Genomic DNA, 23351 nt, shown 5'->3' on the forward strand with positions numbered 1-23351 from the left:
CGCGAAGATGACCAGACATCTGGTCCTAGCAGATGTGTTGGCGCGCAAGAACCGTCGGTTTCGCATGGCGTTGGTGTCGCTGGCGAGCCTGACGGCGCTACCGGCGGCGACTCAATCGTTGCACGAACCTCGTGATTCGAGACCGAAGTGCCTGCCGGGAACACGCTCGCGGTGTGCTCCCGGTCCATAACGTAGGCCGGTCGCTACGGCTGAGGGGCGATGGTCTCCGCCGCGGACGCCGTGCACCGCCGACCTCGACCACACCGGTGCTCCGCTGCCGCTGCGGCCGATGGTGCGCCCTCGGCTATGGCCGGCCGCCAGTGGACCGGGGACGCGTGGTGGGGCTGGGATCCGTGGAAGTTCGACAGCCGCCGAGCCGGGCGCATGCGCACCGACGACCTGTGCCAGCTGTGCGGAACGCCACGGACGGACACTGTCTATGTGGTGGCTCCGGTCGATCAGGCCAGCACGATGATGGAGATTTACGGCGGTGCCGTGTGCTCGCTGCGCTGCGGCGCTATGGCGACTTGGGTGGTCATGTGAAACGGGACTGCTCGATCGTTGAGATAGGCGGCGACGCGGTCACGGTAGGCCTCGGGGAACGTCAGTGCCAAGAGCCGACGTGCTCGTGTGGAGGCTACGTAGAGGACCCTCAAGCTTTCGGCGACCACGCTCGTGTGGTCATCGGACAACCAAGCTTCGATCAGGTCGTCGGTGCGGGTGCCGGTGCGGGTGTCCTCCGGCACGACGACGAGTACGGCGTCTTCTTCCTCGCCTTTCACCTGGTGAATGATGTTGGTCCGTATCGCCTGGTCGAGGCTGGGGCCCGGGGTTCCTCCGGCCGCTCGTGTCGTCTTGTCCGCTATGCTGCCGGCTCGTAGGCTGCCGCTGGCGTCCCGTCGTGGCTTCCCCGGCTCGGGTGCTGACTGCCTGAGGCGCGCGTTGGCGGCTGCACACCAGGCGCCGAATGGGGTCCGGTCCACGTCAGGCAGATCGCTTATCAGGCGTGCGGCCAGTTGACGAAGCTGCGATGGGTCGAGACCCAGGTGTTCGCAAGCCGCCGCGACGGTTCGGTTGTCGATGTCGGACTCGGTGTACCAGTAGTGGAGGATAAGGCGCTCGAAGACCTCAAAAGCCGTCTCGCGCAGTGTCTTGCCGGCGATGCTGGCACCGAGAACAGACGCGGCCCAGGCTGCTCGGGCCGAGTGGTTGTCCGGTGGTGTTGACGGGCCAACCCGTGCTACAGACGGCAGTGTCGCGGCGGCATGCGCGAGCACCAGCCGGCGCTCCGTGGCGATACCGAGAGCGTCGGCGTGCTGGTTGAATCGAGCCAGCGTCTGTTCGTCTCGGGGATTCTTCGCGGGGATCAGGAGCACTCCCGCGCCCTCGTCGTGGTGCGGTCCCACGGGATCGTCCGTTGCTTGGGCGCCCGATGGCCGCAGCGTCGCGGCGAACGCGCAGATCGCCGGGCTGCTGCGCCAGTTGCCCACGAGGTCGACGCACGAGCCGAGGGTTGTGCCGAACGTGCGGACGTTCTCGGGTTGTGCGCCGCGGAATTCGTAGATCGCCTGATCGGGATCACAGACGAAAACCAGTGGTATGCCAGCGTTTCTCAGCTTGGTGAGGATTGCCAGATCCAGGGCGGAACAGTCTTGAGCTTCGTCGATGACGATCTCGTCGAAGCGGCTGGAAATGATGCCGATCGCGTGGCTGCGGTGGTCGCGCAGCATGCGCAGGGCCCGGATGCGTGCCTCGTGACCTGTGATGTACCCCTTCGTGGCCAGCTGGTCTCGGCGCCGGACTGCCGCTCGCCCGGCAGCGTTGAGCTGGCCTGCCTTGGCGAGCGCCAGATAAGCTTTGATGTTGCGCGTCTTGCGGACCAGTTGCGCCTGGCACTGTGTCTCGTCTGGTTCGCGCGACCACAAGAAGTCACTGAGGCGAAGCTTGTGGCAGATCTGGCCTTGCCACACCGCGACCGTGGCGCCGATCCGGTCCCAGGAGTCGATTCTGTTCCAGATTCGGTCTCCGGAGAGAAAAGGCCGGACGATGTAGCGCCAGAGGAACGTGTCGATCGTGCCGACGTAGTTGGGGAAAGCAGTGAGCTGAGGTTTGCCCGCATCGCGGCATCTCTGGACGACTTCGTCGCAGGCGACATTGGTGAAGGACACGACCGCGCGTCCACGTGCCCCGCCGGCGTGTGCGGCGGCGAGATGTCGGTTGACGATGACTCGTGTCTTTCCGGCTCCGGGACAGGCTTGAATGTAGAGCGGTGCCTGGAGCGTCGTTGCGAGTTCCTGACGTTCGCGCGCTGCTGCGCGGCGTGCTTCCAGCGTCGTCACTCTGGTGCCTGCGAGATCCAGGCGATCGCGTTTTCGAGGTAGGAGGGAACTACGAAGCTTGACGCGCTCGACGAGAGCTCGGCGATGTCCTGCGCGAAGTCGCCCTTGCGCAGACTCTGGTTGGTGAACTCGTCCATGAACATCTTCTGGACAGCGGCGGGGTCGGTCAGTTCATCGATCCGGGCCCATGCGGCGACTCCGGCCTTGGGACGTTGCCGGTTGAAGGCCCGCTCGACGACGGCACGGTTTTCCGGTGCGGCGCCGAGCAGCTCTGGTTCGAGGGTCGGTCGCGCGAGGAAGACGTCGAATTTGTCGGCGGCGCCGAGTTCGTCCGCCAGATGCAGAAGCGCGCGTCGGCGGTCGCCGGGGCTGGTGGGGTCTTCGTCGGTGATCACGGCGACGCGTTCGGCGACCCGGCCCCCCTCGCATGCGGTCAGGAGAACACGGACATACGGATCGAAGTCGACGCCGTCGATGGCGACGATGGTGGTGCCGACGAATCGGGCCCAGGTGGCTCGGTCGCGCTGTGTCTGCGCGTCGTCGCTTCCCCCGTCCGTGGCTGCGGTCTGGAACAGGGGTGTGGCGGGCGGGCGGTGCAGGACCAGGCGGGCGAACGCCGGCAGCAGCAGCGCCTCGGCGATGCCTTCGACCAGGATGACGCGTGGGCCGAACAGCACGGCGCTGCGGGTCGCGTCGAGGTAGCGCTTCAGCTTGGCGTGGTGCCCGCGGCGGAGGGACAGCTCCGCCAGCGGGATCGCTTTGGACTCGAAGAGACTCGAGTGATGAGACGGACGCGGAGTACCCGGGGCCAGCGGACCCTGCTCGGCAACCAACAGCTCGTGTTGGGGGTCGTCTGTCGTCAGTGGCTTGCGTTTGAGGACGACGAGGTCCTCCACGTCGGCAGACGAGGCGATCAGCGGTGAGTGGGTCGTGACGATGACCTGGATCCGTCCCGCGTGGTGCGGTGAGGCAGCGTTCTCGGCGGAGGCTTCCGCGGCGTCGCGAAGGTATTCGACCAGAAGGGTCTGCAGCTGGGGGTGCAGATGCGCTTCGGGTTCCTCGACCAGGAACACCGTCAGGTCTTGATCGCGGGCTGCGCGTAGTTCCGCGACGACGGTGGCGATGAACAGCAGGTTCGCGTAGCCGAGGCCGGAGCCGACGATGTCGCGCGGGGACAGGCCCTGGTCGTTCATCCTGATCCGCAGGGAGCGCGCGATCGACAGGAGCGTGGGGTCGGCGAAAGAGACATCGGCGTTCTGCGGGCTGGCGCCGGCGGAGACGTCCTCCAACGGTGTGCGTACCGCGGTCTCGACGTCGCTGAGCACCTTTCCGGCGCGCGGACTGTCCCTGACCGCGTCCAGAGTCGCTTTCATCTCGCTGACGAAGTCGGTCTCTGTGACGCCGTGCTCGGCGAGGAGGTAGTTGAGGATCACCCACAGTCGGCGTCCGGATCCTGAGTTCAGCTCGCGCTGTGCGTCGCGCAGCGGCTGCAGGTAGACGTGTCGGAGACGACCACGGGCCTCCGGCTCGGGATCGCGGTCGGTGGACCGGCCTTCGCCGGCTGTCCACTGGGTCTTGCCCCGTAGTTCCGTGCCTGCCGGCGGGGTGTAGGTGACCTGGTACCGCACGGACTTCATGCCCTCGAGCATGGCCTGGCTGTAGGTGCCCATCTGTTCCGGGGCGGTCAGCGAGTAGGTGGCCGTCAGCACTACTGTGTCGGCGTTGGGTATCCGCGCGACGTCGTCGGCGTCCCAGTATCGATCCCGCCGTCCGTCGAGCGGATCGGTCACCAGACGGATCGCGTCCAGCAGATTGGACTTGCCGCCGTTGTTCTCTCCGATGACGACGGTCAGGTGCTCTCGAATCGGCACTCGCACCCAGCGCAGTGACCGGAAGTTGCGCGCTTCGATCGAGGCCAGCCTCATGTACGCACCTTTCGTGCCCAACATCCGCCCAGACAGAAGGGCGGCATCTTTGATCAGTTGCCACACAGTCGCGCCCGATCGCTGGTCGGTTACAGCCTGTTTGGATCTTCACTCGTTCGAGTCATCTGGTTCTGGACGATGACGCCGGCACATCATCCTGCGCGCCGAGACAATGGGTCCGTCGCACGCGAACTGTGGCAGGGCGGCTCGTCGGCGACCGGATTTTCCAGGTCTGCGCACTTGGGACGGTCGGAGCTACCGAGACGGTGGCCGGACGCGGTGTGCCTATGAGGCGACGTTGCCGCCGTCGTCATCCGGGCGAGAGGTGGTGAGCTTGAACGCGTACGGCGAGGGTGAGTCGTCGCCAATCTGCCGCCGAAACTCATCGTCGACGGCGATCAAGAGGTCGTCCTCGTCTTCGGCGCCGGGAAGCTCCTGACCAGGCGCCGCAGCGGTGTAGAACAACGTCGTCCAGCGCTGCTCGGCCACCGACCAGACGACCAGGTGCACAGGCGCGAACAGCATCCAAACCGCGTCAACGTCCTCAGGTAGGTCCGTGAGCGGCTCGAGGTGGTGGGCAATAACGACGTCGAGGACCTCGACGAACATGTGGTCCAGCATGTGCGCGATGAGGAAAATGTTGCGCGCACGCTCCGGGAAAGACTTCCTGCGCAGCTGCTCGGCTGCCTTGTCGAGCATTCCGCGGCCAGCGTGCACGACGTCGTTCACCGACACGATCCGGGTCATCATCGTCGGTTCGCCCGGTTCCTCGCCGCGTGCCAGAGCACGCTCGATGGCGGCGTCGAACTGGCGAACCTGACCAGGCAACGACTTCAGTTCGAAGTCGGCGAACCGTGCGTCGCCTCCCGCACTTGACCACCGGTCGCCGCGGCTGTCGCTCGCGGGCCCAGCGGTCAGAACAGTCGGTCCTCGCCCGTCGGCGGCGACGGCCGCGGCGACGACGCTGGGTCGGATTCACTGCCGGTGTCGAGCGCGGCACGCAGGCCTGCGACGGCCTCGAGGCAGTCGGCGCGGCGACTGTACCGGGTTAAAAGTGCGCACCTGACATCCTTGTTCGCTCACTGTCGCGCGAGTTCGCGGCTGACCATGTCGAGGCGTTCGGCCAGCGCCGGGGAGATCTGCCTGACGCGCGCCAGGTCGGTGTGCAATTCCAGCAGGCGTGTCCAGATGAGCCCACGAGTCTGTTCAGTAAGCCGCAAGGCTTCGGCTGAACCCGCTGTGGTGAGCGCGATCGCGGCTACCTGGCCGCTCAGGCCGGTCAACTCGCTGAGCAAATGTTCGCTGTCGGCACGGCGCAGGCTGTGGTCCACCAGTACGGGGAGGAGCGAGACGGCGGTGAGGATGCCTTCTCGTGCGGTGGCCCAGTCGGCTCGGTCGGCGGCCGCCCCCGCCCACAACTGTGCTCCGAGTGCGCGGAGTCGCGCCGGAGTTGACGCATTCTGCGCCGCCTGTCGTGCCAACGTCATCGCCTCTGCCGTGTCGCTGTCCCGCTCAGTTAGCGTCAGCGCTCGGGCGAGGATGAGCTCGAACCTCGCCCGGTCCGGCGGCGCAATGCCCGCTATCTCGGTCGCCTCCCTGCCGGCGGCGACCGCGTCGTCGAGGTGAGCGGTGTCCTGCGTTGACCTGAACCGGTCTGTCAGCAGGGACGCGACATTGGACAGCCGACGAGCGCGCTCGGCGTGGCGGGGCTGTGTCGCGTTGAGCAACTGCCGGGCGGCATCGACCGCACGCCCGAAGTCGACGTCGGCCCCAGTGGCCAGAGCCCTGACGTGCAGCGTGTTGCACAGCGTTGATAGGCATGTCGTGTGGACCGGGCTTTTCGGTGGCGCGAGCGTGTGTGCCTGCGTTCCGGCCCGTTCGGCGCAGTCTAGGTCTGCGCGGTTGCCACCGCGTATGAACCGGGTCTGCAGCATGGCTCCGAGATTGCACAGGTAGAGCGCGCGGTCCGCGTTGTTGAGGGGGAGTTCAGCTGCCTCGCTGCCGGCCGCGATGGCATTGTCAAGGTCGGTGACGATGCCGAATTGTTCGTAACGGCGCAGCAGCATGTTACTCAGGTTTGACAGTTGCTGGGCACGGTTTAGTGGGCGCGAGCGTTCGGAGTTGACCGCCGCTCGGGCGAGTCCTATCGCCCGGTCGAGATCCTCGATCCGCCCGGTTACCTCGAAGCTCAGCTTGAGTGCTATGCCCAACGCGGGCAGTTGGTGCTCCTCGCAGATCGCGATCGCCTCGTCGAGATCGCGTCCAGCTCGGCGGGTCCGAAACCGGATCAGCAAGGCGGCGGCGAGGTTGCCTAAGAGCGCGGACCGGCCGGCCAGACCCGGCGGCAGGCTGGCGACGGCCTGCCGCCCGACGTCGACCGCCTCGTCCAGGTCTGTTTCGGCACCTCCGCGTTCGAACCGCAGCCGCAGCGCGAGGCCGAGATCGTTGAGCAAGACCGCGTCGTCACCGGTGGACGAGGCCCGCCTCAGCTCGATCAGTTCGTCCAACTCGGACGTGCCCGCCGTGGTGTGGATGCACATCCAGAGGGCGCTGACAAGGCCGTCCAGGCGCTGGGCGTGCTCGGGGTGGCCCTCGCGCGTCGTCGCCACCACCTTGCGGCGGATTTCGGCCATGGTCTTTAACGTCTCGGGACTTCCTCGCAGCGGGCCGGTGACCAGTTCTTCGGGCAGCAGGTCCGGATCGTGGCCGGCGAGGCTGCCGAATATCCGTAACGCGGTCGGCAGGTCCGGTCCGTCTGCCGGTTCGCCTAGTGCGTGGTGCCGCGCCCAGCGCAGCTCGGCCAACGCGAGGGCGATCTCGACCGGGGTCCCGCCGGTCTCCCGCTTGGCGATGTCGTATAGCGCTTGCGCCCCGCCGAGCGCTGGCTCCTCCAGTATCGCTGTGGTATCAGCGTGGATGTAGTAGCGGGTGATGCGGTCTTGCAGCGCCTCGAGACGCTGCCGCATGGTCGGCTGCTGCATCAGCTCGGCCCGCATCCGTAGATCGGCCGCCAGGTTGGACCGCAGTGCGGCGCTTCGATCGGCATCCGCTTCCGCTGATCCGTCGATCACTCGGCGGCGCAGCTCGATCGCCTCGTCGATGTCATCCAGCGAACCGGTAAGTCGGGACCTGGCGGACAGAACGCTGGCCAGACAGCTCTGGAGCACCACGTCGTTGCTCTCGTCGAGGGCGTCTTTCCCCAGGTTGATCGCCCAATCGAGCCAGCGCTGGTCATCGGTCGCCTCCGTGAGCCCACGCATGACCAGCACTGCCTGGGCGGCGATGACCCGGCGCTGGGAATGCTCCGCTGGGAGCGCGGCCAGCCACGTCCCATAGGTCTCCAGCGCAGCGTGGGCCTGTAGCACGTCGAGCGCGCCGGACGACACGTAGCGGTTGTGGAGATCCTGCGCAGCGGCGAGCGCGGCCAACGCATCGCTCGGCGTCGCGTCGTCTGGGCGGTCGCTTACGGGCATTTGGCCACGGCCGTAATGGTCGACGCAATGTTCAGGTCGGTCGTGACCTCGCCAGCGTCGGTCTTCAGCACGAGCGTCCCATGGTCCAACCGGACAACGGATCCGCAGGTAACCCCGGCGGGTGTGGTCACCCGTACCGCTAGCTTGTCACGTTCCGGGCCGTACCAGGTCGCGGCGACCGCGCTGACGAGCAACAGTGCGCAACCGAGTGTCGCGATGATGCCCCAGCGCAACGCGACGGCTGAGGCGAGTGCCTCGATGTGATCAGCGGCGCGGCTCGACGGCAACTGCCGGATTGCGGTGACGGCGGGACGCCCGTGCGCGGCGCGGATGAGCAGCAGTGCGCCGGTGGCGCCAGCGAGGATTGCGAACAGGAGGAGCAGACCGACCCAGCGCGCCCAGGCGGGGGCAAGCTGGCCGATGTCGGAGCGACCCTTGATTAGCCCGAATCCGACAAGCGCGACAAGCAGTGCTCCCAGGCCGTTGCGCCACGCAACTGCGGCTTCGCGGACTCTGGTTAGTTCCGTGCGCAGTAGGCGCTCGCGTTCCTGGGCTGCACGGAGGTCGTCAGCGGTTGCCGGCGCGGGCCCGGGCGCTAGCCGGTATCGCGGTAGGTCAGGGTCGGTCATGACGGTTCCTCTGATAGGTCGAGCGTCCAGTAGGCCCCGCAGCCGTATGCGCCTTCGGGGCGATTGGGATGCTCGTCATTGCATGTGCACATCATCGGCTCGACACGGCTCCGGGACGGGCTGTCTCGACGCATACCGAACGGGCCGCGGGACCGGAAGATGCTTTTCACAATTGGGACGTCGATGATGGTGCTGCAACGTGGACAAGGGCCTCGGAGCACGAGGGTGCCGGGCTTTGGTTCCGCGACGGTGAAGTGCTCTGCCGCCTCGCGCGCAAAGTTCCCGTCGGTGATCTCGTGATACGGCATCGGCTGCGTCGCCGAATTTTCCACCACGTGGTTGTCAGTCATCGAGGCTCCCGGTTGCGCTGGATCATGTCGCGGTCGGGTCAGGGTCCGGTGTGGGTGAACGGTGACCAGTCACTAGGTGGAAGACGTTTGACGTCGCGAAGACACCGTATGGCTTTATGGAGAGCGAACGCCGCCTGGGCTGGTTCGAAAGTGCCCGTGGACGTCAGATCGGTGTATACCGACTCGGCCACATCGGCGGCGATGTGGTCATATACCGTCCACAATGTGCCGATAACCTGCCGGTAACCCGTGTAGTGAAGCGCTGCGGCCACGGTGATGGCCTCGTCGGGAAGATCGACACCGCCGACGGCAGTCATGCATGCCGAGAGGAACGCGAACTCGCCCCTATGCTGCTTGGCGCCGATGTCGGCGATGGTGAGTGTTCGGTCGTACAGCACCAGCCCGCCCTGTGACGGGTCGCTCAGGTTCTGGCCGCCGTGACAGCTGAAGTGTGCCCAGGTATGGCGCGGTAATTGGTCTTGGACGGCTGTCGACAATGCGGCCGCGCCGTCGAGCAGGGTATGGCGGCCGCGAAAGAGCGAGGTCAGCAGGTCTCGTTCGCGGATCACGTCGATCAAGGGGACCTCGTCAGGCGTGTCGGGTAGCGAGACGATCAGAATGCGCTCGTGCTCGAGCGCTGGCTTCAGGGGCCGTCGAGCCTCCAGCAACGCCCGCAGCGTCGGGGTATAAGAGGAAACGACCCGGTCCAAGACGGTGCGTCCAGTCCCGGTTTCCCCGTGGTATCCGGCGGCATGCAATGGGAGCAGCGTCAGCGGCCCGGTCGGGCACCACCACAGCCGCGGCCACACATCATCCGACCTAGGTATCCCGCCGAATCCCAGCGCGTCCAAAACCGGCTCGGCGATCTCGTCCCACAGCCAGGGCAGCAGCGACGTAAGGAGCTCGTCGCGGGTCGCCGTGGCGTCTTGCCAGGCTAGCTTCGCGTCGGTGTATTCCCGCGTCGCCGCCAGCGTGTGGTCGCCACCCTCGACGCGTTTCAGGGCGAGGTATAGCCCGCGGGTGGCGTCGTCCACGGTGCGCAGCGCTCGAAGGTACTCGTTGGTCCTCGCGACAATCGTCTCCAGCGTCAAGCCTGGTAGCCGTTTGGCCTCGACGCCGTCCGGTCGCACCAGCAGAGCGTCACACCGCCAGCGACTCACGTTAATCATGGCGATCGGCCCGCCACACGCGGCGGGTAGGAGCGTGTCGAGACGGGGCGGCTTCAGGAAATCCTCGAGACCGTCGAGCTTGCGGACGTCCTCAACGAGCTGATCCCATTCGCGGGCTAAGGCCAGCCGTACGTCCACGGCTCGAGACATGTCAGGGTCTGCGCCGGACATTATCGCTCCTCACCGCCGAGCGCCGCGCCAACCAGGCCCCCGGATCATTGCTACCATCCTGCTCGACGAAAGCACCCTTCCCAAGAGGCGACGGGGCACGATCTGCTCGGCGTGAAATCGCCGTCGACCTCCACCAGCCCGGGCGTCGCTGCCGCGGAGGTGGACGGCGACGGCGCGGCGACCGGCGTCGTCGGCGTGGCCGAGGCCATCGGGGTCAACGCGCTCAACGCGATCGCGGTGCTGGCCATCACGCCGCCCGCCCGAACCAGCACGTCGCGCAGGGTCCGGCCATTGCAACGAATCTCGGTCCTCATAGCCAGAGTTCCTTTCGGCTTCGGCCCCCGCACCACGAGGGGTGACAACAGGGAACTCTCCAGCAGATCAAGCCGGACGCCGTGAATTGCTCACCGCGCTGAGCAGCCGCGAGCGCACTGCTCAAACTTCCTGGTCAGAGAACCGCAGCACCGAGGACACTTTGAGCAGCACCTGATTTCTGCGAATTGGTCGTCGTCGGTCGGCGGGAGCGAGCGTTCCGCTCGCTCCCGGGGGCACCGACGTGGACCGCTCGACAGATCGCCTGCCAGTACGCGGCCAGCCGGTCGCGGGGCCGGTGACGGCGGCGGCTGGGTGCCGGCCACCGAACCGAGCCCGGCGAAGAGCACGCGCCAGCCGTCCAGCCGCGGCACTTGCCCGGCGGCGGCCAGCCGCCCGGCGATGGTAGCGGGGTCGGCCGCCCACCCGACCTGCCGCAGATCGAACGCGCCGCTGGTGCTCAAGCCGCTGCTCTGGACCACAAATGTCCCCGCGGGCACGCCGCGGACGGCGTCGGCGATGCCGGCGAGCAGGTCGAGCCCGCTTTTGTGCGCCACGGTGGCGCCGATCGCGTCGACCGCGCTCGTGAAGTTCCGGTCGATCAGCGCCGGCCGGGAAAGGCCGTGCTCCAGTGACCCGTCTGCCCGCCGCGGGGTGAGCACGATCGAGCGCTGATCGCCGCCGTCGGCGGCCGACACCAGCACGACGCTGCTCTTGCCCGAGCCCTGCTGCGAGACGTTCCCGCTGTTCGCGGTGTCGCGCAGCACCGCGCGGACGGCATCGGTGACGGCCGGCCGCGGCTCGTTGGCCGTCCCGCTGATGACCACCACCACCTGGTCGCCGCCGGTGGGGAGCACGGCCCGCATCGGCAGCGCGCAGGCGCTCACCGCTGCAACCTGACCGATCACCCCGGCAGAGGTTCCATGGCGCCTCCCGAGCGGTCGACGAGCGTCTTCAGGTTGTCATTTGCCTAGTAACGAGGTCAATTGACAAAACGATGATGTCCTGAAGATTCCCGGTGGACGCACTGAATCAACCGCTCGGTCCGGCGCGATGCCTTCGAACGTCGGAGTCAAGTGGGCCAAGCGGGTTAATTTGTCAGGGGTGTACCAGTGTGATGGGTGAATAGTTGGGGCCGCCGCACGCGTCTGCCAGTGCAAGTGTCGACCGTAGAAAGGCAAATGAAAACTGAGAGGTAGGCTGAGACCAAACTGCACGACACGAGACGACATTGGAAGATGCAAGAGGGCGCCCGGGTCTCTGACCACCCGAACGCCCTCGATGTGACAACCCTCCCGGCTAGCAAACCTTCGGAGTTGATGCCACGTGTGTAACTGTACTCGACGCATGCCCGAGTGCTCGACCTCCCTCCGTCCGCCCACGACACCGTCCGAGCTGGTCGACAACATCTTGCGGTGCCCCGAACGGTTTCGGCGCGCGATGATCGTGCTTCTCACCGTCGCTGGGCTGCTTGCGCTCGCTTTCTACACGCTGGCGCATTGGGATCAGTTCAAACCATTGATCGAATTCCTGATCACGCGTTGAGGCGCCCTGCGGCCTGGTGGACTCAGTGGTCCGCCAGGCCTATCGCGCTCGGCAGGGAAGCCGCCCGTACCCCGGAAGGGCGTCCCGAGACCGGCGGACGTGAAGACCAGATTATCGAATCGGCCTCCGTGCTCGAACACGCAACTGATCCGCGCGGCCACGCTGCAGGTGCCGACGCGGCTCCGCTAACCTACGCGGCTGAGCGGCGATTGCCGCGCCCGCGGACGCAGTGCACCGCCGACTTCGACCACACCGGAGCTCCGCTGCCGCACCGCCCGGTGGCGCGCCCGCAACCGTGGCTGGCCGCCAGCGGACCGAGCACACGCGGCGGGGGCTGGGATCCGTGGAAGTTCGACAGCCACCGAGCCGGGCGCATGCGCACCGAGGACCTGTGCCAGCTCTGCGGAACGCCACGGACGGACACCGTCTACCTGCTGGCGCCGGTTGATCAGGTCAGCACCATGGTGGAGATGTACGGCGGTGCCGTGTGCTCGCTGCGGTGCGCGCGGCTGACCGCCGCGCTGTGCCCGCACTACACCACCGCCGGCTCACCGATCGCGATCTACGCCGTTCCCCGGCACGAGCGCGTGGACTTGGTCGGCTGCGACCTGGACAACGACGACGAATATGACGTCGACGGCCTTGACCCCGTATGCGTGATGATGGCCAGCTGAACCCGGCGCTACGGGCCTCCGCGCCGCGGCGGCGGTGTAGTGGTTCGATGTGCAGGTCGAGCGGCGGGCCACGTCGATCGCTCGCGCCCAGCGGCAGTTCGACCAGCCGAAAGATTGTGGGCCCCACCGCAGCTGGATCTGCTCGTGCCGGCGCGGACGTCGGGCGGGACGATCACGAGTCGCAGCCGCCGCGGCTGAACCGCTCCGCGGTGACCTGTGAGGTAGTCGACGAGCCACCGGCCACCGGCCACCGGCCGGCGCCGTCGGGCTGGTTCTCACAGGAGCGGCATAGTTGTGCGCTGCCGGTCATGACTGGTCCGTCCTGCTCCCGTCGGTCGTGTCTGCAACATCCGGGCCACGTACTGCGACCCTCTTCGGCATGACCGACGGCGTCATGCCGAAATCTCTGAGCCATGGCGTGAGCCCGAGGGTTGTTTCTATGGCGCACATTTCCTTCTCTGCGGACTCGGCGTACCGCAGCACCGGATGAATCACGGTCTGCCCGGTACTGCCGACCGTGGTAAGTCCATCGATCTCGACTTCGCGCAGCAGCGCCGCGCGGCGGTCGTGAAGCTCGCAATACCGTTCGATCACAAACCGATCGGTTGCCGGGTGGTAGGCGCCATCCCCGGCCGCCCATGCCGCACGCAAGACCTCACGGCCGACGTCGCCGAGCTTCACCGGAACCCGGGGGGCCCGTCCGGAGTGGACAACGGGCGCGGCCGAGCTTCCTGCGGCCGGGCGAGGATTCCGGATCGGTCCTCCGGTTGTTCGCGTGCGACACGCAGAGAACCTCCATCCGATGCTGTGTGTGCGCACCTCAAGCAAGCCCGCCGCCGGCCTCGGTCCCGCCCTGTGGTGTGCATCCCAACCGCGCACACAAGTCGAGGGCGCACGTCTGTCCAGACTCATTCAGAGCTGTCGCATGGGCGAGTTGCGGCGCCCGTCTCGGTTCGGTCGCAGGTACTGTTCGAGGCTTCGACTGCACAGAGGTGAGCCACTTGGATATCTGGACTTGGATTCAACACTGGGACTACGGGTCGGTACCCGCGTGGGCATCCGCACTGTCACTATTCCTTGCATTCGTTATCTTCCGTCGAGACCGGCGCGAACGAATCACCAAGCAAGTTGACCAGGTCGGTATTTGGTGCGCCAAGTTAAACTACAAACCTGACGACGACCCGGGAGATAACAAAGGTCCATTTGATATTGTGATCAACATCAAGAATGCCAGCGACCTTCCGATCGTGGTAGACGAGGTTGAATACAATGTTGAGCTTGGCCCGGCGGACGGCTTCGAATGGACATTCGCTCGCACTTTCAATCTAAGGGACGCGAAGGTCGGATTAAGTCGACGCATCAGGGATGGCGTAATTGGACCAGGTGAGAGTCATTCGAGCCCGGCTACGCTGACTAGGCGGAACTCCGGCGCACTTTACGACGAGCTAAGCAAGAGGTCGCGGCAATGGAAGTTCTCACGCCTCATCGTAACGTCTGCCCTGGTCAGGGATTCACGTGGCCGAATCTGGCAAATTTACCCAGCGGGTCCACGCAGGCCGAGGCGGATTAAGGAATGGCGGCGAGTCATTCGTGCTGTCGTGATCATACTCTTTGGAAGTGTGGTTCTCAAGCGCGCGGTCGAAGCCCTTCGGAAGTCCATCGAATCTGGTGAATCTCCGAGAAATGAAAAACGCTAGTAGTCTCGGTATACGGTGCTCATGCGGCGGCCGACGACTCCAGGCATGTTGCTTTCGGACCCGTACCGGACTCGAGCGTGCTGAACCCCGGCCAACCCGGCTGCTAAATCTAGACAGTCGGTTGGCTCAAGTCGCCGCGATGCCGGTGATCGCGCCGGAGACGATGATCGTCGACCCGCGGGAAGGCGGTCATCTCCGAGACGTTCCTGCGTGCGTGCCAGAGCCTGGAGTTTTCCGTCCTGGCCGATGTGCATCTGGATGTGCAGCAACTGGTCTTCGGTCGGCGACTCAACCATCGTGATGGCTACGAGCGGACTCGGGCAAGTCAGATGCCCACGTGTCTGAACGCCTGGTACGAGCCTCTGGTGCCCGGGCAGTTTAGGTGCGTCGCCAACGTCCTGATCGACGCCGTGCCGCCCGGAATGGGCGGAAACCCGGGACCAGTCCCGATACCGCTGTATGGACCGTGCCACAGGCTCTTCGACGAGCAGTCCGGCGCAGCAGCGGCCGTCGCGTTCACCCAGGCGCAAACGAGAGCTAATCAAGTCCGCCAAGCGCAGGCGAACGCAGCTGCCAGGTACGCCGAGGAACAAGAAGAGCTACAGCAACGTCAGATCAGGGCGCTCATGGCCCTGAAGGCAGCCGGCAATCCGGGCCTCCGGCCGCGGCGTATCCTCACCGGCGCCATCAAGCCGCCCATGCTCGGCGAGTTCCTCGGCTGGTACCTCGGACGGAGAACCGTTTCGGTTTTGCCGGTCGACGCCGAACCAGCGTGGCCGCTCGGCAAGTTCACCTGGCTGCGGAACTCACGCTACGGCGAAGTGGACTCCGCCGATTTGGACACGGGGTTCACGCCGACCGAGCGGATCGTTCCCCTGGAGTTCGGGACCAGCGGGGATGCCGTCCGGGAGCACTACCCCGCGCGGAGCATGTGGTCGAACCGCGACTCGCATATGAAGCCGGGACGAGCGCCTTCCCTGCGCGACATCGTGGTGGCCCTCGAGCGCAACCTCACCCCTGACGAGCCGTAGCAGCTTCGACCTGAGCGGGTGCCGGATATTCGACCTAGACGGCCTGGGCTCTCGGGAATGGAACAGCCCGGAGCAGATGTCCCAATGCGAGGTGGGCTCGCCCCGGCTCAGGAGTCGGCGGTGGCCGCCCTCGAAAGGCTGATTGAAGCACTAGTCGTGTTCCGGGTAGTCTCCATTTGGCTGACTGACCTGTCTTCGGCGGTTCATTCTAGCGGGTGTTGTTGGGGTGCGTGTCGCGACAGTGCTGAATGGTTCTTGACACCGTCCAGAACTTGACCGAGTAGCCGTCGCCGACCTCGCTGACGCTGACGCCTCGTCAACGATCACCCGAGGCTATCTCCGACATCTCGTTTCGGCAAGCTTCTGGCGACAACTGTGGGGTTGGAACTAATGCGCCAGCGCCGCGTTGCGAATTTGTTGGCAATCTACGAGGTACGCGTTTGCCAAGTTTTCGGCAGAAATCTTCTGCGATCATTGCCGAAGACCAGCACGAGCGTCCTATGCCGGGCGACCGCAGGCGATTTTGCCAGCTGGGCGGCGACGTACTTGTCCGTCATCACCACGTCGCAGTACGGGATCGCGGCCGACACGGCGTCGGCGTCTCGGATGTCGTTGCCGGTCCACTTCTTGTAAGAGTTCCAGAAGCCCTTGTCGGACAGCGTGATGGTGACCGCGGCGCTCGGGATGTCGTCCAGCAGCGCACACACCCAGTCCTTACCCTTGGCGAAGAAGCCGCCGACATCGAGGCCGTACGGCTGGAGGGCGGCCGGGAGCCGGGGCCCGAGTTCCCAGTAGAGGTAGCGAGCGTGCACGATGTCGCCCAACCGGTCACGGTTCGCCCGCCCGTCCGCCAGCATTGCCGCGAACTCGGCCTCCCGGCCGACCCAGGCCGCCTCGAACTTGGCGAGGTCTTCCGGGCGGTGACCGAGCGCATCCAGGGCGGGCAAGTCGGTCGGCACCGGGCCACGCAATACCAGGTACTCGCCGATGACCCGGCCGGCGGTCTCGATCTCGCGCACCAGGGCGGCCGGTAGCTGCTGTGCCCCGCCGGGTTTCCGTCTCAGCACGAAAGCCTTCTGCTCGGCGACGCCGAATGGGTTGCCGAGGCCGAACACCGGGACCGGCGCGGGTAGTGGGCCACCGAGCCGCTCGGCGAGCGCGGTCCGGAGCTGGTGCTCGATCAGGACCGGCTGCCCGGCGATGGACACGAAGCCCGAGATCTCAGCGATGACGTCGGCCAGGTTGGTGCGCTGCCGCGGCGAGGAGATCCGGCCCACCTCGAGGTAGGCGGCCGCGGTGAGCGGCACGAGCACCTCGCCGGCCGCCGCGGCCGAACGCAGGACGTCGTACACGCGGCCGTCCTCGGGGCGCTCCGGCCCAGCCTAGCCTTGGCCAGCGAAACCCAGTCCTTCAGGTCGAGGAAGACCTTGAGCCGGTCGGCCGTTCCGGCGCCGAGCCGCGTGTACTGGTCGGTCTCGGCACAGTGGCGGACCGCCAGCCGGACCACGTCCGCCGCGATGCCGAACTGCCGCAGGCAGGCGTCGAAGGGCGTCGTGGCGGAGTCAGCCGAGGCTGCGGCGGTTCCGCCCTGGTTCTGGCTCATCGCTTCCTTCGGTTGGTGGTGCGTGGAGCTGCTGCCGGCCGAGGGTAGGCCCGGCACACTCCCGTTTCATCCGGATTTCGCCCCCGGCCGCCCGGGCGGGTGACGATAGGCGGTCCCGGGCACAGCGGACCGGCCGTGGTCAGTGTCAAGGAAGGGGAGTCGTATGCATACGAGCTGCCGAACGGCAAGGCACATCGGGTCGTGGGTTCGGGGCGGTGCCGTAAGTGGACGGGCGCTGATCGGCCGGCGGGTTCGGCGTCTGCGCCGGGCGGTGCAGTCGAGGCCTACGCCTGCCCAAAGCCCCGGGTGCTGGCCGCCGCGACGTCCCGACCGACGACCGACTATGCGAGGTCGTCGATGTCGCGTATGAGCGTGAAGGGCTACCCGCTGTAGCGGTCATGCCGGGCATAGGTAGCCTCGCCCGGCATGGCCCAGGCACAACGGCTCTCTCCGGAGGAGCACTACGCGCGCCGCGGGAAGATGCTCGCCGGCGCAGGCTTGATCATCCGCGACTCGCGCGATCGTGTCCTGCTGGTGCACACCACTTACGGCGACCAGCTGTGGGAGCTGCCCGGTGGCGGCCTGGAGCCCGGCGAGCTGCCGCCCGACGGCGCGGTGCGCGAGGTCCGTGAGGAGGTCGGTGTCCAGACGACTGCGGGGAACCTGCTCGTCGCCGACCTCGTCCCCTGCACTCTCCCCGACGGCCAGCCCGCGCTGCTGACCAACTGGCTGTTCGACGGCGGTGTCATCGACCCCGCGCAGATCCGGCCTGACTACGTCGAGATCGACGAGGCACGCTTCTGCGACCGCGAGAAGCGCCATCAGCTGCTCCCCGAGCACATGGCCCGCCGCGTCGACCAATGCCTCGAAGCCCTGCGCACCGGGCGGGCCCTCTACCTGCACCAGGGCCACCTGCCCACGGCCTGACCCTGTACGAGCACCGGCGCCGCAGCGTGAAGAATCTCGCCGGAAAGAAGCGAGCTGTTCTGGGCGGCGCCCGGGCGGCTCGGTTGAGGTTCAGGTTAGCCCCTGACGCGGCCATGTTCTGGCGTGGTGATTCTTCGCCTCAGCCGCAGGGTCGTAGGGCGGCCGCGGTCGGCAAGTACCGGGTTCGTTCTTCGTCCGTCAGCGTCCGCTGGGCCAACCGGCAAGCGCGGTCCAGCCACGCTTGCCGGCTGAAGGGCCAGTCGACGACTGTGGTGCCGTTGGCGGCGGTCAGTGTTCCGCCGTCGGCTGAGGGGGCCAGCGCCCAGACGTAGCCGTCGCCGAACTGCAGCGGGCGACCGATCTGCAGGCTGCTGTCAGCGTCCCACAGACGGAGCGTGCCGTCCTGACTGCCGGAAGCCAGCGTCTTGCCGTCGGGCGTATACGCCAGCGCGAGAACCATGTCCGTATGGCCGCGCAGGGTGGTTCCCGCCGAATCGTCGGCCAGCGCCCAGACACGGATTGTCGTGTCATCGCTGCCGCTGGCGAGAAAATGCCCGTCGGGGCTGAACGCGAGACTGGTGATCGGCAGTGTGTGCCCGCTTAGCGTGCGGACATCGTGGAAGCCGTCGCTCGCTTCGGCGACCGAGATCTTCGGGGGAGCGGAGACACCGTCGCCCGACGCGACGGCGATGGTGCGTCCGTCCGCGCTCAGGGCCAGCGCCGTTACCGGAGCCGGGGCAGCCGGGAAGGTGAGGCCTGCCCCGCCGGGGAAGAGCACCTGGCCGTCGCTGAACGCGGCGGCGAGCAGCCCCCGGCTGGTCGCGAGTCCGCTGACCGCGGTTCCCGGGTGATCGAGCAGGGAGCGGACTGCGCCGGTGGCCGGATCGAGCTCGTACACCGCCCCCTGGTCGGTGCCGACGGCGATCGCTCCGGTGGCTTCCCAGGCGAGGTGGGCCACCGAGACGCCGAACGCGTGGGTTTCGGTCGTGATGCCCTCGTGGGTCACTCGGACGACGCCGTCCGCACCACCCGAGGCGATCGCGCCTTCGGGGCTGCGCGCGACCGCCTCGATCGGGCCGGACACCTCGAGGCGGGAGGTGCCGGCCGGGGATCGCCGGTTGCCGAGGTCCCAGGAAATCACCCGGCCGTTCTGGTCTGCTCCGACCAGGAAGTCTCCGCCGGTGCCGAGGGCGATGACAGGTGGGGCGAGCCCGTACCGGACCGGGTCGACGGCCAGCGGTCCGGGGGCGAGGCGCCACGCCGTGACGGCGCCGGTGGTGGTTCCGACGAAGACGGTTTCGCCGTCGGGGTTCACTGCGACCGCGGTGCCGCCTGGCGCGTCGGTCCACGTCGGCGGCTGCCCGGTGCGGAGATCCCAGATGCCGATCCGGGTGGCGTCCACCGTCAGCAGCCGGGTGCCGCCGACGATCTCCAGGCGCATGGTGGTGCCCGGGTTCACGGTTCCCGGTTCGGCGAGGTCGGGCAGTTGGGTTCCGTCAGCGAGGTTCCAGCGTTTGACCGCCCCGTCCGTGGTGATGGCGAAGACCTGGCCGGTTTCGTCGAGGACGGCGAGGGCGACGACGCCGGAGCTGTTTTCCAGGGCGGGTAACGCTGTCGCTCGATCGGTCAGCGGCCAGCGTTCGATCGTGCCGAACCGGGTGGCTGCGAGCAGCTGGTCGTGGGCGGGGCTGAGCGCGATGTCGACGGCGGTGGAGGTGGCCATCACGGAGCGGATCGGGGGCGCGGCTCCCTGCCGGTGCAGTGTCACCAGGCCGGTGGCGTCCGCGGCCGCGATGAGGTCGGCGGTGGTCGTGACCGCGGTGATGTTCGTGTGGTGGCCGCCGAAGCAGGGGCCGGTCTGTCGGCCGTCGAGGGGGGAGAGCGCGCACACGGCGCCGTCGCTGGTGCCCACGACGACGGATCCGTCCGGGGTGAACCGGGAGCTCACGGTCGTCGCGTGGCGTCCGCCCGGCAGGAGGTAGGCGAGCGGTCCGCCACGTGACGTGACGGCGTCTTGCACGGCCGCCCGGGTGACCGCGTTGTCGTCGGTCTGTTCTCCCGCGACGGCCAGCAGAGCGCCCAAGTCCCGTTCTTGCGTGCTGACCGAACGCGACTGGGCGGCGAGTGATACGGCGTCCGCGATGGTCTTCTCCTGGCTGATCTGGCGTTGCTGGCCGACGAGCACGATCGTGAGCGCGACCGCGGCGGCCAGCCCGGCCGCCAGGAGCCCGAGCAGGCGCGACCGCCACCGCTGCCGGCGCTCGAGTCGCCGGCTCAGGGCGAGGAACCGGCGTTCGACGTCGTTGGCGGTCAGGTCGCCGGAGCGGCGCGCGACGTCGACGGTGGCCAGCCGGGCGCCGCGCAGCAGGTAACCGGCGTCGCCGCCGTGGCGGTCCCATGCGGCCGCGCCGGTGCTGAGGTCGTCTTGCGCGCGCTTGGCTTCCCGGTCTTCGGTCAGCCAAGTCGTCAGCCGGGTCCATGCGCGCAGCACCGCTTCGTGGGTGATGTCCACGACCGGCGCACGGGTCGCCGGATCTTGGTCGGCGGTGATGATCCGGGCATCGGCCAGGCGGTCGACGACCGCACGGACGGCGGTTTCGTCGTCGGCGTCGGTGACCAGGTCCTCGAACCGGGCCTGGCGTCGCACGGCGATGGCGTTGTCGCCGAGATGGGACAGCCGGAGCATGACCCGGCGAACCGTCGCGCGATGCCGCTCGCTCAGCGACTCCCATACCCGTTCGGCGGCCCGGTCGATCGCACCCTCGAGGGCGCCGGCTTTCGCGTATTCGGCGAGCGTCAGCCAGCCGTTGTTCCGACGCAGCCATGTTTGCTCGAGCGCGTACGAGAGCAGAGGCAGCGCGTTGTCGGCGGCTCGAGTGTCGGCCAGCATCTGTTCGATGAGCTCGGGCTCCACTCGCAACCCGACCTGCAGAGCGGGCTTTTCGATCGCGTCGCGGATGGCCTGCGGTCCCATCGGCAGCACGCGGTGCTGAGTGTCCGCGACCGCAGCGGCGAGTGCGGGTTCCTGATCGAGATGCGGGTAGAAGTCCGAGCGCAGTGCGAGGACGATCTTGCTCCCGGTCGACGAGCGCGCACTGGCTATCGCAGCGAGGAAGACGTCCCTGGAGGCGGTGTCCACGGCCGGGTCGAACACCTCCTCCAGCTGGTCGACGACCCAGATCACGGGGCCGCCGACGGTGGCGGCGAATCCGAGGGGGTCCGCCCGGAGGGTCGCCGCGACCTCGGCCGGTTCGGCGCCGGTCACCTCGGCCAAGGCGGACGCCAGGTGCTCGACCGGCTGGCTGCCCGGCCGGATCGGTACCACTCGCCACCGCTCCGAGCCGGCGATCTTGCCCTGGGCGAGCGCGGGAAGCACCCCGGCGGACAGCAGCGACGACTTGCCACTGCCCGAGGAGCCGATCACGGCGACCAGCGACGCCTTGCGCAGCAGCGCGAGTACGGCGTCGACGTCCGCATCGCGGCCGTGGAAGTACCCGGCCGAGCGGGTGTCGAAGGCCTCGAGCCCCGGGTACGGACAGACGTCGGAAGCCCGCCCAGGGCGGGTGGCCAGGTCGCCGAAGGGTGGCCCGTCGTCGGCCAGGACGTGGACGGTGCCGTGGATGGTGAGATCCCGGCCCGCCACGAGCGCGCCGGTCATTTCGAGGTCGCCGTGCTGGACGACCGGACCGGCGTTTTCGACCGACGTCAGCTCGGCCGCCTCGTCGTCCGCTCGCTTCATTTCGTGACGGTGTAGTGGCGGCTGGCGCCTGTGACGGGGTCGACGTTGGCGACCTGATTCACCTGCACGCCCACGCGGATGTCGCAGTCGCCGCCTTGGGCAGCCAGTGCCATCGCGACGTTGACAGTGATGTCCCTGCCGCCGGCTCCGCCGACACCCCTGCTACCCGGCGGGAAGGAGCATGCTCCGGTGGCGTTCAGGTACATAGTCAGATACGGGATGTCGTGGATGGCCGTGAGGCGCACTTGGATGGTCGCGTTCGGGTTGGCTGCCGAGTAGGTCAGGGTTGTCGCCGAACCGAGCACGCCGTAGGTGACCACCAGCTTGTTCACCGCCCAGGTGACAGTGGCCGGCGCGGCCGGGGCGAAGGCAGCGTTCCCGGCCTGAGCAGCCGTGACCTGGCAGGACATCGGCACACCTTGCGAACTCACGGTGGTGGCCGCGGGATCGGACACCCAGCAGGACCCGCCCCGGCCGCCGTTCTGGAACTGATAGGTGACGGGAAGACCCGACGTCGCGCAGGCGCGCATGGTCACCTGGGAGTCCGGCCATTGGTGGCTGCCGAGCGCGGGGAAGACGATCCGCTGCTGCGCTCGCCCGTCAGGCGCACGTCCGGCGGGCGGCGTGCCGCACGCATTGGCCGGTGCCCCGGGACCGGCGGACGTCCCGGCCGGGCCGGGTCCCGAACCGGGCCGGGAAGACCCTGGTCCGCCGGTCGGTGCACCGCCGGGCTTGCCGGTCGCCGGCGATCCGGGTGTCAGTGAGGATTCTCCTGGTTCCGAGGTGGTTCCCGCCGAAGGAGCGGTCGGCGCGGCGCTGACCGACAGACCGGGAAGCGGCGTTCCGTCCGGGGGCTTGGCGGCCGGTTTGTGCCCGCAAGAGGTCACGGCGACGAGGAGGACGAGCGCGGCGGCGGCGCGTCCGAATGCTTTCGCGGTGGCCATGTCATGATCCCGGTGCGGGTTCGCCGGTGCCGATGATGACATCCCGGCCGGCGACGTGATGAGTGCCCTTGATCGACACGTTCCCGCCCACCGCGACGGCGCCCGCGTCCCGCACCTGAATGGTGCCGTAACCAGCCAGTTTCACCTGATCGACCAGCTCCGCGAGTGCGGCCGCGAAATCGGAGTCGGCGGACATGAGCTCGTCGAGATGATCCTCTACGGCGGCCTGGCGGCGTTGGTTTTCCGGCTGGTCGACGAGCCGCGTCAAGGCGCCCGACGCCTGCTCGTCGCCGGAGAATCGGCTCCGGACTTTTTCCCACAGGGCACGAAGTCCTCGTTTGACTCCTTCGTCGATGGTGTCGCTCGCGATGTCGGCCAAATGTTTACCGTAGCTCACTAGAAGTGAAGTGATCGCGGCAGCGGATACCGTGTCCATGTCCACCCTCCCAGGCCCTCGGACACATACCGGACGAAGTTCAGCGTACTCACATCGACGGGAAGGAGAAACCGGACAGGCGAGATCAATCTGGATCAGCCGGGAATTCGAGTGGACCAGTGATTCTTTTTCGGCGGCGGTCTGCGTGTGGTTGATCTACGCGCCTTTCGTGATATTCGGTGGCGTCACCTGTGTGCTCTTGCTGCTTCCCTTTGGCCGGCTGTGGCGGTGGGCGCAGCGCGAGGGCTACTGCGGTGCAGCCATGCCCGCAGTCCTCAAGGGGATTTCCCCGGTCTTGCTTGGCGGCGAACTGACCTGATTCATGGCGACAGCGTCATGGCTGTTCAGTGCAGCCTCGGCTTCGCGGGGAAGATGTTGAAGCCGCCG

The 23351-nt window shown here is 67.3% G+C and carries 18 protein-coding genes; 5 read left to right on the plus strand and 13 right to left on the minus strand.

What is annotated here, in order from left to right:
- Positions 1–482: 482 nt before the first annotated feature.
- The 7 genes from QQ657_RS22365 to QQ657_RS22395 form a co-directional block, all read right to left on the minus strand.
- Positions 483–2339: a UvrD-helicase domain-containing protein gene (locus QQ657_RS22365; protein WP_284744152.1), complete on the minus strand. Its 1857-nt coding sequence runs from the start codon at positions 2337–2339 to the stop codon at positions 483–485.
- Positions 2336–4264, minus strand: coding sequence for an ATP-dependent nuclease (locus QQ657_RS22370; RefSeq protein ID WP_284744153.1), 1929 nt, complete (start codon positions 4262–4264; stop codon positions 2336–2338). The genes QQ657_RS22365 and QQ657_RS22370 overlap by 4 nt, the downstream gene beginning before the upstream one ends.
- A 285-nt stretch (positions 4265–4549) precedes the next feature.
- Positions 4550–5092, minus strand: a complete 543-nt coding sequence (locus QQ657_RS22375; RefSeq protein ID WP_284744154.1) for a hypothetical protein — start codon at positions 5090–5092, stop codon at positions 4550–4552.
- 251 nt (positions 5093–5343) lie between these two features.
- Positions 5344–7737: a tetratricopeptide repeat protein gene (locus tag QQ657_RS22380; protein ID WP_284744155.1), complete on the minus strand. Its 2394-nt coding sequence runs from the start codon at positions 7735–7737 to the stop codon at positions 5344–5346.
- On the minus strand, positions 7728–8366 hold the full coding sequence (locus QQ657_RS22385; protein WP_284744156.1) for a hypothetical protein: 639 nt from the start codon (positions 8364–8366) through the stop codon (positions 7728–7730). Before QQ657_RS22385 ends, QQ657_RS22380 begins: the two co-directional genes overlap by 10 nt.
- Positions 8363–8716: a hypothetical protein gene (locus QQ657_RS22390; protein WP_284744157.1), complete on the minus strand. Its 354-nt coding sequence runs from the start codon at positions 8714–8716 to the stop codon at positions 8363–8365. The genes QQ657_RS22385 and QQ657_RS22390 overlap by 4 nt, the downstream gene beginning before the upstream one ends.
- A 38-nt stretch (positions 8717–8754) precedes the next feature.
- A complete protein-coding gene (locus QQ657_RS22395) occupies positions 8755–10056 on the minus strand; it encodes a CHAT domain-containing protein (protein ID WP_284744158.1) in 1302 nt (433 codons plus the stop codon).
- Positions 10057–10167: 111 nt separating this feature from the next.
- Between QQ657_RS22395 and QQ657_RS22400 the strand changes: the two genes are divergently transcribed.
- Complete coding sequence (locus tag QQ657_RS22400; RefSeq protein ID WP_284744159.1) at positions 10168–10455, plus strand: hypothetical protein; 288 nt, start codon at positions 10168–10170, stop codon at positions 10453–10455.
- 5 nt (positions 10456–10460) lie between these two features.
- Here the strand turns inward: QQ657_RS22400 and QQ657_RS22405 are convergent, their stop codons facing one another.
- The gene (locus tag QQ657_RS22405) at positions 10461–11255 is read right to left on the minus strand and encodes a hypothetical protein (RefSeq protein WP_284744160.1); all 795 of its coding nucleotides are present in this window, start codon (positions 11253–11255) and stop codon (positions 10461–10463) included.
- Positions 11256–11715: 460 nt separating this feature from the next.
- Between QQ657_RS22405 and QQ657_RS22410 the strand changes: the two genes are divergently transcribed.
- Together QQ657_RS22410 and QQ657_RS22415 are read left to right on the plus strand one after the other, a co-directional pair.
- On the plus strand, positions 11716–11913 hold the full coding sequence (locus QQ657_RS22410; protein WP_284744161.1) for a hypothetical protein: 198 nt from the start codon (positions 11716–11718) through the stop codon (positions 11911–11913).
- A gap of 374 nt (positions 11914–12287) precedes the next feature.
- Complete coding sequence (locus QQ657_RS22415; protein WP_284744162.1) at positions 12288–12587, plus strand: hypothetical protein; 300 nt, start codon at positions 12288–12290, stop codon at positions 12585–12587.
- 306 nt (positions 12588–12893) lie between these two features.
- Here the strand turns inward: QQ657_RS22415 and QQ657_RS22420 are convergent, their stop codons facing one another.
- The gene (locus QQ657_RS22420) at positions 12894–13268 is read right to left on the minus strand and encodes a phage terminase small subunit P27 family (RefSeq protein WP_284744163.1); all 375 of its coding nucleotides are present in this window, start codon (positions 13266–13268) and stop codon (positions 12894–12896) included.
- A gap of 1264 nt (positions 13269–14532) precedes the next feature.
- Between QQ657_RS22420 and QQ657_RS22425 the strand changes: the two genes are divergently transcribed.
- Positions 14533–15315 (plus strand): hypothetical protein, encoded by a 783-nt coding sequence (locus QQ657_RS22425; RefSeq protein WP_284744164.1) that lies wholly within the window; start codon positions 14533–14535, stop codon positions 15313–15315.
- A gap of 425 nt (positions 15316–15740) precedes the next feature.
- Here QQ657_RS22425 and QQ657_RS22430 read toward each other — a convergent pair whose 3' ends face one another.
- On the minus strand, positions 15741–16667 hold the full coding sequence (locus QQ657_RS22430; protein WP_284744165.1) for a hypothetical protein: 927 nt from the start codon (positions 16665–16667) through the stop codon (positions 15741–15743).
- A gap of 677 nt (positions 16668–17344) precedes the next feature.
- Here QQ657_RS22430 and QQ657_RS22435 point away from each other — a divergent pair.
- Positions 17345–17845, plus strand: coding sequence for an NUDIX domain-containing protein (locus QQ657_RS22435; protein WP_284744166.1), 501 nt, complete (start codon positions 17345–17347; stop codon positions 17843–17845).
- A 139-nt stretch (positions 17846–17984) separates the two neighbouring features.
- Here QQ657_RS22435 and QQ657_RS22440 read toward each other — a convergent pair whose 3' ends face one another.
- The 3 genes from QQ657_RS22440 to QQ657_RS22450 are packed head-to-tail and all read right to left on the minus strand — an operon-like array spanning position 17985 to position 22964.
- The gene (locus tag QQ657_RS22440; RefSeq protein ID WP_284744167.1) at positions 17985–21584 is read right to left on the minus strand and encodes a WD40 repeat domain-containing protein; all 3600 of its coding nucleotides are present in this window, start codon (positions 21582–21584) and stop codon (positions 17985–17987) included.
- A complete protein-coding gene (locus QQ657_RS22445; RefSeq protein ID WP_284744168.1) occupies positions 21581–22528 on the minus strand; it encodes a hypothetical protein in 948 nt (315 codons plus the stop codon). The genes QQ657_RS22440 and QQ657_RS22445 overlap by 4 nt, the downstream gene beginning before the upstream one ends.
- A 1-nt stretch (position 22529) precedes the next feature.
- The gene (locus QQ657_RS22450) at positions 22530–22964 is read right to left on the minus strand and encodes a hypothetical protein (RefSeq protein WP_284744169.1); all 435 of its coding nucleotides are present in this window, start codon (positions 22962–22964) and stop codon (positions 22530–22532) included.
- Positions 22965–23351 lie beyond the last annotated feature (387 nt).

Source organism: Amycolatopsis ponsaeliensis, assembly GCF_030182635.1.
Taxonomy (GTDB): Bacteria; Actinomycetota; Actinomycetes; order Mycobacteriales; family Pseudonocardiaceae; genus Amycolatopsis; species Amycolatopsis ponsaeliensis.

Coding starts and splice junctions, on each gene's coding strand:
- QQ657_RS22435 (WP_284744166.1), top strand. CDS start 17,345: ATGGCCCAGGCACAACGGCTCTCTCCGGAGGAGCACTACGCGCGCCGC.
- QQ657_RS22395 (WP_284744158.1), bottom strand. CDS start 10,056: ATGTCCGGCGCAGACCCTGACATGTCTCGAGCCGTGGACGTACGGCTG.
- QQ657_RS22380 (WP_284744155.1), bottom strand. CDS start 7,737: ATGCCCGTAAGCGACCGCCCAGACGACGCGACGCCGAGCGATGCGTTG.
- QQ657_RS22410 (WP_284744161.1), top strand. CDS start 11,716: ATGCCCGAGTGCTCGACCTCCCTCCGTCCGCCCACGACACCGTCCGAG.
- QQ657_RS22440 (WP_284744167.1), bottom strand. CDS start 21,584: ATGAAGCGAGCGGACGACGAGGCGGCCGAGCTGACGTCGGTCGAAAAC.
- QQ657_RS22445 (WP_284744168.1), bottom strand. CDS start 22,528: ATGGCCACCGCGAAAGCATTCGGACGCGCCGCCGCCGCGCTCGTCCTC.
- QQ657_RS22370 (WP_284744153.1), bottom strand. CDS start 4,264: ATGAGGCTGGCCTCGATCGAAGCGCGCAACTTCCGGTCACTGCGCTGG.
- QQ657_RS22390 (WP_284744157.1), bottom strand. CDS start 8,716: ATGACTGACAACCACGTGGTGGAAAATTCGGCGACGCAGCCGATGCCG.
- QQ657_RS22450 (WP_284744169.1), bottom strand. CDS start 22,964: ATGGACACGGTATCCGCTGCCGCGATCACTTCACTTCTAGTGAGCTAC.
- QQ657_RS22415 (WP_284744162.1), top strand. CDS start 12,288: ATGCGCACCGAGGACCTGTGCCAGCTCTGCGGAACGCCACGGACGGAC.
- QQ657_RS22385 (WP_284744156.1), bottom strand. CDS start 8,366: ATGACCGACCCTGACCTACCGCGATACCGGCTAGCGCCCGGGCCCGCG.